Annotated in this window: 12 protein-coding genes and 1 riboswitch; of the genes, 7 read left to right on the plus strand and 5 right to left on the minus strand. The window is 38.0% G+C overall.

Features of this window, described 5'->3' with window-relative positions; translation table 11 throughout:
- Positions 1 to 26 precede the first annotated feature (26 nt).
- Positions 27 to 2474 carry a TonB-dependent receptor domain-containing protein gene (locus P164_RS01480; RefSeq protein ID WP_028374717.1) on the minus strand — a complete coding sequence of 816 codons (2448 nt, stop codon included), beginning with the start codon at positions 2472 to 2474 and terminating at the stop codon, positions 27 to 29.
- 307 nt (positions 2475 to 2781) lie between these two features.
- Here P164_RS01480 and P164_RS01485 point away from each other — a divergent pair, with 307 nt between their 5' ends.
- Positions 2782 to 3147 (plus strand): CoA-binding protein, encoded by a 366-nt coding sequence (locus tag P164_RS01485; RefSeq protein ID WP_081817294.1) that lies wholly within the window; start codon positions 2782 to 2784, stop codon positions 3145 to 3147.
- On the opposite strand, the gene P164_RS01490 is transcribed toward P164_RS01485, so the two are convergent.
- A complete protein-coding gene (locus P164_RS01490; RefSeq protein WP_028374719.1) occupies positions 3118 to 4563 on the minus strand; it encodes a sodium:solute symporter in 1446 nt (481 codons plus the stop codon). The two genes, P164_RS01485 and P164_RS01490, sit on opposite strands and share 30 nt — an antisense overlap.
- 212 nt (positions 4564 to 4775) lie before the next feature.
- Here P164_RS01490 and P164_RS01495 point away from each other — a divergent pair, with 212 nt between their 5' ends.
- Genes P164_RS01495 through P164_RS01510 form a run of 4 tightly spaced genes read left to right on the plus strand, consistent with a single transcriptional unit; the run spans position 4776 to position 6797 of the window.
- A complete protein-coding gene (locus tag P164_RS01495) occupies positions 4776 to 5006 on the plus strand; it encodes a hypothetical protein (protein ID WP_028374720.1) in 231 nt (76 codons plus the stop codon).
- On the plus strand, positions 5007 to 5576 hold the full coding sequence (locus tag P164_RS01500) for a phosphatase PAP2 family protein (protein ID WP_028374721.1): 570 nt from the start codon (positions 5007 to 5009) through the stop codon (positions 5574 to 5576).
- 1 nt (position 5577) lies between these two features.
- The gene (locus tag P164_RS01505; RefSeq protein WP_028374722.1) at positions 5578 to 6522 is read left to right on the plus strand and encodes an NAD-dependent epimerase/dehydratase family protein; all 945 of its coding nucleotides are present in this window, start codon (positions 5578 to 5580) and stop codon (positions 6520 to 6522) included.
- Between the two features lie 5 nt (positions 6523 to 6527).
- A complete protein-coding gene (locus P164_RS01510; RefSeq protein WP_028374723.1) occupies positions 6528 to 6797 on the plus strand; it encodes a hypothetical protein in 270 nt (89 codons plus the stop codon).
- A 78-nt stretch (positions 6798 to 6875) separates the two neighbouring features.
- Here the strand turns inward: P164_RS01510 and P164_RS01515 are convergent, their stop codons facing one another.
- Positions 6876 to 8021 (minus strand): hypothetical protein, encoded by a 1146-nt coding sequence (locus tag P164_RS01515; RefSeq protein ID WP_051621114.1) that lies wholly within the window; start codon positions 8019 to 8021, stop codon positions 6876 to 6878.
- Positions 8022 to 8159: 138 nt separating this feature from the next.
- A riboswitch (cobalamin riboswitch) is annotated at positions 8160 to 8357 on the minus strand.
- Between the two features lie 103 nt (positions 8358 to 8460).
- On the opposite strand from P164_RS01515, the gene P164_RS01520 reads away from it, so the two are divergent.
- Entirely contained in the window at positions 8461 to 9483 is a 1023-nt protein-coding gene (locus P164_RS01520) for a family 43 glycosylhydrolase (protein ID WP_035899283.1), read from the plus strand.
- A gap of 47 nt (positions 9484 to 9530) precedes the next feature.
- Here the strand turns inward: P164_RS01520 and meaB are convergent, their stop codons facing one another.
- Positions 9531 to 10565, minus strand: a complete 1035-nt coding sequence (gene meaB, locus P164_RS01525; RefSeq protein ID WP_028374724.1) for a methylmalonyl Co-A mutase-associated GTPase MeaB — start codon at positions 10563 to 10565, stop codon at positions 9531 to 9533.
- Between the two features lie 259 nt (positions 10566 to 10824).
- Between meaB and P164_RS01530 the strand changes: the two genes are divergently transcribed.
- Positions 10825 to 11250, plus strand: a complete 426-nt coding sequence (locus P164_RS01530; RefSeq protein ID WP_028374725.1) for an organic hydroperoxide resistance protein — start codon at positions 10825 to 10827, stop codon at positions 11248 to 11250.
- Between the two features lie 55 nt (positions 11251 to 11305).
- Here the strand turns inward: P164_RS01530 and P164_RS01535 are convergent, their stop codons facing one another.
- Positions 11306 to 11962: a hypothetical protein gene (locus tag P164_RS01535; RefSeq protein ID WP_028374726.1), complete on the minus strand. Its 657-nt coding sequence runs from the start codon at positions 11960 to 11962 to the stop codon at positions 11306 to 11308.
- Positions 11963 to 12021 lie beyond the last annotated feature (59 nt).

The following is a 12021-nucleotide window of genomic DNA, read 5'->3' on the forward strand; positions in this document are numbered from 1 at the left end:
AGTATTAAAGTAAGTACACGTATTATTTAGAACATTCCGCCACCTTCAACTTCATTATCTTCTCTGTTTTTTCGGCGTTTAGCGCGGTATTTACTATCGCCAAAACGGTAGTTGAAGCCTGCGTAAACGGTATTGCTTTCCCAGTTAAATTGTCCTTGTATGAGGTAGGGGTTGGTTCCGTTAAATCGCGCTTTCATCGTATTAAATACGTCATTGTAGTTTAAACTAATCGTGCCTTTACCATCAAAAACCGAATAGCGCGCGCCAACATTAGTCATAAACATCGATTTGTTTTCAAACTGAATTCCTTTATTAGGGCCTCTAAACATCGCAAAAGCTGTGAACGTTAGTTTTTTTGTCGCTGTAAAGTTGTTGATTACTCGTGCGTTGTACACCGTATTTTCAACTTCAATACGGGTTTGGGTAATATCAGATGCCGTAGGATTTTCAATAGCCGGGTCTAGTGACTCAGTAATACCGGTTTGTGTTTGATTAAATAAATCGAAACTCGCATTAATGCTCCACCAGTCTAGCGGTTTGTAGTTGCTGCTCAATTCAAAACCATAGGCAGTAGTGGAGTCAAAATTATCGTTAGTCAACACGATACGATCCAGGTTAAAGCGATCTACAAATACAGCTTGATTGATCTCATCTTCGATAATGCGGTAAAACACTCCGGCTGTAATACTTCCTTTCTCCAGAGTTCGTGTGTAGTTGGTTTCTAACGAATTTGTAAACTGCGGTCTCAGATCTACATTTCCAAATTGCGTGATTAAGGGCGAACTCCATTCGCGTATGGGATTAACCTGGCCTACGCCCGGGCGATCTATACGACGGCTGTAACTTACCTGATACTGGTTTTTTTCTGAAGGATTAAAGGTCACGTAAGCTGAAGGGTATAATTCAAAATAATCGTTTGTAAACGCACGTACCGCATTAGTATCTGCAGCTACATGCACCTGCTCAGCTCGTAAACCGGCCTGATACGACCATTTCTCATAGTTTTTTCCGTAAGTCACATAAGCTGAATAAATATCCCGACTGTAATCAAATTGCGTGTCTGGTGTGGGAATCAAATTTCCAGATGCATTAAACGACTGCCCGGTACTGCTGTAGGCAATATCTGTATTGAATAAAATGGCTTGAACACCCAACTCTAGCTTTTCACTTTCAGAAAGCGGATTCACATAATCTAAATTAAACGTGGTACGGTCTCTTTTTGTAGCTACAAAATCTTCATAGTCGGCAAGGGGAGTAGATCCTGTAAAGTCAAAAAACGTATCCTCATCTGCATCAAAGGTGTTGTAATCAGCTTCAAACTCAATATTATGACCTTCTTTTTCAAAATCAAGTTTATAATCGAGGTTGTATTGCTGCGAGTAGTTGCTCATATCTGCGCCAAAATCCTGCATCAGATTGCGGGTCGTATCATCTGCGTAGATTATATCTATGTTACCGCCGGGCATTCCGTTAAAGCTGTTTTGAGAGGTAAAAACAGAGAGGGTATTTTTGTCATTTAAATACACATCTAAGCCCAATTTTAGCAGGTATGATTTTTGGTCATTAAGCATATCAAAATACTGGGTAGAGTTATCGCCTTCGCGAAAAATCGTCCCATAATTAGCATTCTTAGAAATGTTATTACTGTAGTTGGAGTACAGATTGAATTTGCCGTTGCGGTAATTGAGATTTAAACCGCTATTAAATTGGGCGTTTTTTTCATAGGAAAGTCCGGCACTTACATCCCCGTTAAATCCTATGTTTACATTTTTATGCAGTACGATATTGATGATTCCGCTCATTCCGTCAGGATTGTATTTTGCTGAAGGATTTGTGATTAATTCAATCTTCTTAATAGAGCTCGACGGAAGCTGTTTAAGCAACTGATCTGCCGGAATGTTAGAAAGCTTACCATCTACCATTACCTGTACGTTGCTGTTTCCGCGTAGCGTAAGTGCACCAGATTGCTGATCAAGATTTACAGAAGGAATATTATTCATTATATCTGCCGCGCTTGCTCCTGCAGTAGTCAAATCTTTACCCACGTTGATGACTTTTCGGTCTATTTGCTGCTCTATTGTGGTGCGCTCAGCAACGATGTTTACCGCATCAAGTTCTGCTGGGACAGCACTCAGTTTTATAGTGCCAAAATCACTCTGGCGATGCTCACGGTCTATTACCAGATCGCGCTGGGTGCTTTCATACCCTATAAACTGAATTTTAAGCGTGTAGATACCTTCAGGGATTTTTGAAATTTCAAAGGCACCGTCGTCATTTGTAATTCCGCCGGTAACCACATCACCCGCATTTTTACTAATTACAATGGTTGCGTAGGGTATAGGTTGATTGAGGTCTGCGTCTAGTACCACCCCACGTACGCTACCGGTAATTACCTCAGGAGGTTTAGGTTGCGCAAAAGAGAAAGTGGTAAAACTTGATAATAATAGGCATAGTAGCCAATAGCTAGGTTTCATAGTGTTCGATTTTGATTGATGTTTTAAATAATACTTTGCATAACATACTAGTTAAAACAAAGTACTCCGTGATTAGCGGATATAGAATAGACGAACGTGTTTGAAATCTGTTACACTTAAAATCAATTTATTTTAAAAAAGAAAACCCGGGATCGCTAAATCCCGGGTTTTCAAGTTTGAATGTTAGAAACTAACACTAACCATCAAAATAATTAATAAGCATTCAAACTTAGAAGTCGACTTCTATACCTATAGACCGCTTGAGATAGGTATTGTTACACAAGAAGTAATCATTTAACTTTGATTTATGATAACAAAGAAAACACTGGTCCTGGGCGCATCACTTAAACCCATACGATATTCATATATGGCAATTAACCGCCTGGTGCAGAAAAAGCACCCTGTTGTAGCTCTGGGTTTGCGTGCAGGTGAAGTTGCCGGTGTATCTGTAGATACGGGTTTTCCTGATTACGAGGCTGTAGATACGGTGACCTTATACCTTAATGCTATAAATCAAAATCCGTATTATGAGTACCTCATAGGTTTAAACCCCAGGCGTATCATTTTTAACCCCGGTACCGAAAACCCGGAATTTTACAGGCTTTTAGAAGAGGCAAATATTGAGATCGACAATGCGTGTACCTTAGTTCTTTTGAGTACGAATACTTACTAAACCTAAAAAGGTTAATAGGCCGTTGAGAATGAGAATAAAGAAGCCAAATTCAAAATCAAGATACTTCAGCGTTAGTTCGCTTATTGTATAAGCCAGAATAGGAGCGGCGACACAAACTAAGGGTACAATTTTGTCTTTTACATTCCATTTTGTAAATAAACCGAACGCATACAAGCCTAATAAAGGACCATAGGTATACCCCGCAAAAACAAAAAGTTTAGCAATCACGCTCTCATCTGCAATAATATATTTAAAACCTATAATCACCAGAATTATTAATAGGGAAGCAGCAATATGTATTCTTTTACGAATGACGATTTGCTTTGCGGCTGTGTATTTTTTTTCAATCTCTAGAATATCTATACTAAAGGAAGTCGTAAGTGCTGTAAGGGCACTGTCTGCACTAGAATAAGCAGCAGCGATAAGTCCTAAAATAAAACAAATCGCGATACCAAAACCTAATCCAGACTGGGTTGCAATAAACGGAAATAAATCATCTTTAGAAGCTTCAATCCCGTTATTGCGGGCGTAAACGGTAAGTAAAACACCTAAAGCCAAAAAGATGAGATTTACAATAGTAAGTACAATGGTAAACCAAAACATATTTTTCTGAGCATCTTTTAGGGTTCTGCAGGTGAGGTTTTTTTGCATCATATCCTGATCAAGACCGGTCATTACAATAGCGATAAACGCACCACTTATAAATTGTTTAAAGAAAAAGTCTTTACTCTTCCAATCCTCAAAAAAGAACATTTGAGACATATCACTTTCTGCAATAAAATTGAAAAAAGATCCCGGAGTCAACCCTAAATCTGATGATAAGAAATATATGGCAACACCCAATGCGGTTAGCATAAATAGGGTCTGCAGCGTATCTGTCCACACAATAGTTTTTATCCCACTTTTAAAGGTGTACAGCCAGATTAGTAAAATAGTGATGGTAACGGTCACCCAAAAAGGTACGTTCATACTGTCAAAAACCAGCAGTTGTAACACATTTGCTACCAGATATAATCTAAAACTGGCGCCTACAACGCGGCTTAACAGAAAGAAAGAAGCACCTGTTTTATAGGAGTTGATACCAAATCGACCCCCTAAATAGGCATAAATGGAGGTTAGGTTGAGTTTATAATAAAGCGGCAGCAATACTAGACCTATCACAGCATAACCTAAGGTGTAGCCTAAAACTACCTGAAAGTAGCTAAACTGTGAGGCTTCTACCCAGCCCGGAACAGATATAAACGTAACGCCAGACAGGGAGGCGCCTATCATCCCAAAGGCGACTAAATACCATGGCGATTGCTTACTGGCTTTAAAAAAATCATCGTTAGAACCTCCTTTTCCTGTAAAATAGGAAACCAGCATTAGCGTAATAAAATAGCCGGCAATGAGTAGGAGTATGGTGGTGGGTTGCATAAATTAGATGTAAAAATTGGAGCTGTAAAATTGCAAAACGAATATAAGGTATAAAACTTCAATTGGCATAATCTGAAAAATTTACAAAGTAAACTTACCTTTGCGCAAAATCAGGACGTTCCTGAGCCTGAATTTTTGGTATTAATACAAATTCAGGAATTTAAATTCGCTGCTTTGAATGCGAATTTTTTGAAAAATAATACATTGAATTTATGGAACTTCCCAAGTTTATATTAGGTGATAACACAGATTATCCCGAATCAATATTTGTCATTCATACCGACTTCCCTCGTTTTGTTATAGACTTAAAAACAGACGATGTAGAATGGTTTGAAGATTTTGATGAGAATGATGAAGATGAACTTTCTACAGAAGCCGAAGGCTTAATTCTTAAAGCAACCGAGTTTTACGACAGAGAGGTAGCGCGTTACGAAGAAGATTAAATGAACGAATTACAGCAACTGGATCACGAGGTTTATCTTTTTCTCAACAACCTGGGAACAGAGACGTGGGATCCTTTCTGGCTTTTTATTACCAATAAATGGTGCAGCATACCGCTCTACGTTTTTTTACTGATTTTAATTTATAAGAAATTTGGTGTTAAAGGGACGCTGTATACCCTGGTTACCGTAGCACTTTTGATAACCGCTACAGATCAGCTGGCAAATGTTTTTAAACACGGTTTTGAGCGTTTGCGACCTTGCCGACAGGAAGGAGTAATGGAGCAGGCGCGTTTTATCGCAGTTAGATGTGGGAGTTTTGGGTATTTTTCTGCACACGCAGCAAGCTCAATGGGTCTGGCCGTATTTGTAGGACTTTTATTAAAAGCACGTTACAAATGGATATTTCCCGTGTTGTTTGTTTGGGCCGTATTTATAGGGTATAGTCGTATATATGTAGGTGTTCATTATCCCGGTGATGTTTTAACCGGTATGTTAATAGGTGGCTTGATAGGTTTAGTTATGTTCTATCTGCACCGTTTTGGCTTTGCCAGAATTTTTAAAGATAATTAGTATGAAAGCATTAGTAACCGGTGCAGCCGGTTTTATAGGTTCACATTGTGCAGAGCGTTTAAAAGCGATGGATTTTGACGTGGTAGGAATAGATAATTTCTCGCCTTATTACAGTCCCGATCTTAAAAATAGAAATGCAAAAACTCTTAAGAATGCAGGTATTCCTATTGAAATAGTTGATTTAAGAAAGCCTGAAGATTTTAAAAAATTAAAGGCAGATTTTAATTATATCTTTCATTTTGCTGCTCAACCCGGTATTGCTGCGACTTCAACCTTTGAAGATTATTTGATGAACAATCTGGTGGCGACAAAAAATCTAATGGATTTTGCTCTTACCTGCAAAGACTTAAAACTTTTTACTAATATTTCTACGTCTTCAATTTATGGTCTAAGAGCAACCTTAACCGAAGATGCAGCGCCAGAACCGGCCTCGCTTTACGGTGTTACAAAACTAGCGGCAGAACAACTGGTATTGTCAAAGGCCAGAGAAAATCAAATTAAGTCTTGTTCTTTACGATTGTTTTCAGTTTATGGGCCTCGCGAGCGTCCTGAGAAATTGTACACAAAACTAATAGGTTGTGGTTTCTTTCATCAGGAATTTCCACTTTTTGAAGGTAGCGAGACTCACGTACGCAGTTTTACTTTTGTAGATGATATTATTGACGGCGTGGTAAGCGTTATAGGTAAAGAAGCGGTCGTAGATGGCGAAGTGATTAATCTGGGAACCGAGCAGGAGCACACCACTGGCGAGGGAATGGCAATCGTAGAAGAATTATTAGATACGCAGATACGTAAAGATATTGTAGGCAAACGGGGCGGAGATCAAATGTTTACTAAAGCAAATATTGATAAAGCCAGACGCTTGTTAAATTATAATCCTACTACGACTTTAAAAGATGGTTTAGCTAAGCAAATAGACTGGTATCGAAAAGAATTTGTAGAGTAAGAACTATGATGCTAACCGAAAAAGACAAAGCCTTTATCAAAATGTGGCGCGAAAAAAGAACTGCAAAATTTCAATTTTTTAGTGGAATTGTGCTGCAGATTGTTCTAATTGCCGTCACGTATAAGTTGGTTGTTAATTATTTTTCCGGCGGAATATTTGATATTGAAGTATTTCTCAAATACGGTCTTTTTGGGTTGATACTGGGAATTGTCGTGGCGTTCTTAAAATTCAGAACTAATGAAAAGCGCTATAAAAAGCTGAAGCCTGGAAGTTAAATTCGTAAAAAAGGTAAAATTAAAACCACTGACTAAACGTGTACTCGAGTTACTACGTTGAGTCAGTGGTTTTTTTATTTATTCTAGCATAGAAAAGTCTGCGATACCGCGTATTTCGGTGGATAGTTCACCTAAGGCACCTGCATTAACCTGAGCTCCCGTGTAAATACGTATAAAGTCAATACCTCTTAGATTAACAGAATTTCCGTCTGCATCAATGGCCTGATCTATATCGAGAAGGTTTCCTTTATAAGTGGCATAATCTGCATCGTAATTATCTACATAACCCCATTCTAGCGAAGCAATATTTGTAAATCCGCTGTTAGATACTACAGGAAAGACACGAGTTCCTGTGTACGATACTTCTTCAAGTTCGGTGATAAAAAGGGGATAAAAGTTCTGGGGGTGATATGAGTTTACCACAACACTTCCTGCAGTATTGGAGCTGTCTAACCACGGTACGTCTGCGTGCATTCCCGGGTTAGTATACGTTGTCGTGTAATTTTTAAGTGTTGCTGCATCGGCGTGAGCACTTCCGCGTAACTCATAAAAGGTATCGTCTGCGAGTCCGTTTCCATTAGCATCAAAAGAAACCTGTACAATACCGGGTTCAGAAAGGCCATTAAATGCGTTACCATAAACCAGAAAATCTTTAGCGTCTGTTACATTTTCTATAGTATGATCAAAACCTACTAAAATAGAGCCTCCCCAGGCACCTAGTGAAATTGTATTTGTAGTGCTACCGATTAGTTTTTGGGCATCCTCGGGAGTACCAAAAGAACTATTAATAAATTGACCTGGAGCTGGGTTATATGCCAGTACTTGAGAAATTAACGAGCTACTTTCAGAAGATTTAGGTCTGTAATATACATCATAGGGGTCATTTACTTTAACCTGATAGGTGCGCGATATCGAATCAAGATTGGTCGTGGCTTTAAACGTGAGTGCAAATGTTTTGGCCTGCTTAGGAATATATTCTAAGTTTTGTAATGTGCTTAGGACAGTATCTTCAGTAGTCCATTTAAATTGCACGTTTTCCGGAAGATTTAAAATTTCCTGATTCAGTTTAAGCGTGTCTCCTAAAAGGAGTTCAAGGTTGGTTTCATAGGTTGGTGTTGTAAATTCCATAGGGGTGAAAGCCGTGTCATCATCATTAGCACAGGATGCTAATAGCATAGTGATTCCTGCCAGAAAAAGTAGTTTGATTGTGTTTTTGTGTTGCATAATACTAGATATACTAATTAATAAAAGGTTACTTTTTTAGTAAATCGTACAACGGGAAATAGATATAGATAGAAGAAGCACACCTTAAAATTTAGACGCACAGAACAATCTACCCAAAGCAATAACTCCCGAAAGCTTTGATTTATAATAGATTGTGGCAGGTCTTCTGACTCATCCCTCGTTTTAACCCTTCCCATCATTGCGACAGTGGTTTTGTTAAACGATTATCCTGTAATACAGAATAGGATTTACAGCAGCGGGAACTGTTCAGGATTTACACCTGATTCCCTTTTAATACAGCATAAGAATGCTATAACCAAAAATCTGTACAACGTTAGTATATTTTAATAAGCTAACTCAATGTTTCTAGAATAAAAACGAATTATTTTATCTTAAATGTATATATTACATTTAAGTAAGTAGGTATAGGTTCGTTATTATGAAAAAAAGGCTATTGTTAAGTTCTGCTATGTTATTAGCGGTTTTGAGCAGCTGTAAGCAGACAGATAAAGCAAAACAAACCAGTAATCAGGAAAAATCTGAAGATTTAATAACTAACCCTATTGCTGAGGGTTATTACGCAGATCCTTCTATTGTTCAGGAAGAGGGTACATTTTATATTTATGCAACCAAAGACCCGTGGGGTAAAGAAGACCTTGCCGTTTTAGAGTCGACCGATTTTAAAAACTGGGAACAGAAAACTTTAAACTGGCCTACAAAAGAGGCGTGCACGAGCCCCACTTCAAACGGAAGTATGGTTTGGGCACCTTCCGTAATTAAAGCTAAAAACGGTAAGTTTTATATGTATGTGTCTGTAGGAAGCGAGGTCTGGGCAGGTGTTGCTGAATCTCCTTTAGGACCGTGGAAAAACGCCAAAGAAGATGAAAGTCCTTTAATAAAAGGAAATCTATTCCCCGAATATCATATGATAGACGCGGAAGTTTTTATAGATGATGACGGGCAGGCCTATTTGTATTGGGGTTCTGGTTTGAACTGGGTTAACGGGCATTGTTTTATTGTAAAACTGGGTGCAGATATGATCACCTTTGAAGGCGAAATTAAGGATGTTACGCCAGCCAATTATTTTGAAGCTCCTGTAATGGTTAAAAGAGATGGTGTGTATTACCTGATGTATTCAGATGGAAAGGTAATAGAAGACACCTACAAGGTGCGATATGCTACAGGAAATAATCCTTATGGGCCGTTTACTGAAGCAGAAAACAGTCCTATACTTTCTACAGAAACCGATTCTACAACCTATAGCCCCGGACATCATACTGTTTTTAATAGAAGCGGACAGGATTATATTTTGTATCACAGACATTCTGCAAACTCGCCAAACTCTGAAGACTTACTTCGGGAGTTGTGTGTAGACAGTTTAAACTTTACAAAAGATGGTTTAATAGAAAAAGTTAGACCTTCCGGGATTGCAGCTTTTAAAAGTAAAGCCCTAGAAAATTAGAAATTAGAAAAGGGGTTTATTTTTGTATTTGATTCAGAAAGCAGAAATCAGACCTTTTTCAATAACTCCTGTGCAGCCTGAAACGGAGTAGTTTTTCCTTCGTTTAAAGCTTCAAGAAGTAGCGGTAGTTTTGCTTTTATTTTAGGGTCTGAGTAAAAATTATCTTTAAGGGTATTTTCTATAGTGTTTTTTAACCAGTAGGTGTTTTGCTTTTTACGGTTGGTTTCAAAATAACCGTTTTCATTTACAAGTTTTATATAATTAGAAATTGTTTCCCAGATTTCTTCTATACCTTCATTTTGTAAGGCACTGCAACGTTTCACTTTTGGAGACCATTCACTTTCTTTAGCGGGATAAAGGTGTAGAGCTTTTGCAAATGCACTGGCAGCAAGTTTGGCTGCATTTTTATTGTCGCCGTCTGCTTTATTAATAACCAGAAGATCTGCCATTTCCATTATTCCGCGTTTAATGCCTTGCAGTTCGTCACCGGCTCCTGCTAATTTTAGTAACAGGAAAAAATCGGTCATCGCGTGAACAGCGGTTTCACTTTGTCCCACGCCCACTGTCTCAATAAGAATAACCTCATATCTGGCAGCTTCACAAAGTATTATAGCTTCGCGGGTTTTGCGGGCAACTCCTCCCAGAGAATCTCCTGCAGCAGATGGTCTTATAAATGCACGTTCATTTACAGATAAGGTTTCCATTCGGGTTTTGTCACCCAGAATACTTCCGTGGCTAATGCTGCTACTAGGGTCAATTGCCAGAACGGCAATCTTTTTACCCTGTTGCGTTAGATGGTGACCTAAGGCTTCTATAAACGTACTTTTTCCTACGCCGGGAACTCCGGTTATTCCTATACGTATAGATTTATTGGCGTGTGGCAGGCATCCGGTTAATATTTCTTGAGCGATTGCTTGATGACGTGCCGCGGTACTTTCAACCAGGGTAATACTTCGGCTAAGTGCGGTTGTATTTCCTGAGCAAATTTGCGTGATAAGTTGCTGCGCATCGGGTAAATTTCGGCGTTTAGCAATTATAGTATTTGCTGAGGTAGAATCGATATGATTCGTTTTTTTAGACATTCTTTAGGCAATTTTCAAAATGGAATAAAGGTAAGGGAAATGATTAAAGTAGAAATACGAAATACGAAATACGAAATACGATTTTTAAATGATACTAATAAATACGGAGTGTTTAATCTGATCTCCTATGACAAGTGTTTTTCAAATACAATTGGAAATTAGACTCAACTTATTTTTTGTGAAATCTTTAGTAAGTTGAAGTTGATTTCTGTTTATGGTATTGGTATCTTGAACCCTTAATCATTGAAAAATTCTAGATATGAAAGCTTTATATAAAGCAAAAGCGACTGCAAACGGTGGTCGTGACGGCAGTGTTTCATCAGATGACGGAACTTTAGATTTTAAATTGTCTGTACCTAAAGGTCTTGGTGGTGCAGGAGGAGAAGGTACAAACCCAGAGCAACTTTTTGCTGCAGGATATTCTGCTTGTTTTGGTAGTGCTTTAGCTCACGTAGCACGTAGTAAAAAAGTAGATCTTGGGGATTATACGGTTACTGCAACGGTGAAAATTGGCAAAAATGAAGAAGACATGTTTCAGCTGGCAGTAGTGCTTGACTGCTACCTACCAACCGTAGATGTAGAACAGGGTGAAGAGCTGGTAAACGAAGCTCACGAAGTATGCCCGTATTCTCGTGCTACGATGGATAATATAGATGTGACTTTAAATTTACTTTTAGATGAGTAATTTGAAGTTTATATAAAAATAAAAAACCCGCGACTGGCGGGTTTTTTTATGCTTTTTAGTTTTTTGAGAAAGGAGGTGGGGGCGGTGGAGGAATATGAGTCGTGTCAATTTCTAAATAATAAGAAATTTCTAAATCATACTTTTCCTGAATTTCGGTCATCGTTTTTGTAATAAAAAGTAAGGTGTTTTTTAAATTTTCAACAGACGTATTTCGTCTCTCGTGAGCGTAATGAACACTAATTAAGATCCTTCTTAATTTCTCTTTATTAAAATAGGGTGATCTGAGTTGCTCATCTAAAGAGACTTGAACTTCTTCATTAAAGAATTTTGGTGAGATTTTAGTATTATAATTCTTCAGTAGAGAATCGTTTTGAAAATCAAAAAAATCAACCCTTCTATAACAGGCACCACCTCTACTTTTAGAGCAGTCCTTAAAAACTGCAATTTTAAAATGGATATTGTTATGCTTAAAACTTAAAACATTTGTTTTATCGTCGCAGGAATTTTTATCCATTACTGTGACTAGTTCTTCATACGTTTTATAATCATCGAGATTGATGTTACTATTCTCTAGATCAATTGCATTAAATCGTTCTTTATTCGGAAAATAAAAAGTTTCAACATCTTGAAATTCTTCTGCAATTTCTGGCGGATTTTCACAGGAATACAGCCCTAAAAAAAATACCATAATCAAAAAATAGAGGTGTTTCATAGAAGCCTGTTTACAGTTTTAAAATCAAATAACATGCCATTATTCCTAGTTCTAAATTA

The sequence above is a fragment of the Leeuwenhoekiella sp. MAR_2009_132 genome, assembly GCF_000687915.1.
Classification (GTDB): Bacteria; Bacteroidota; Bacteroidia; order Flavobacteriales; family Flavobacteriaceae; genus Leeuwenhoekiella.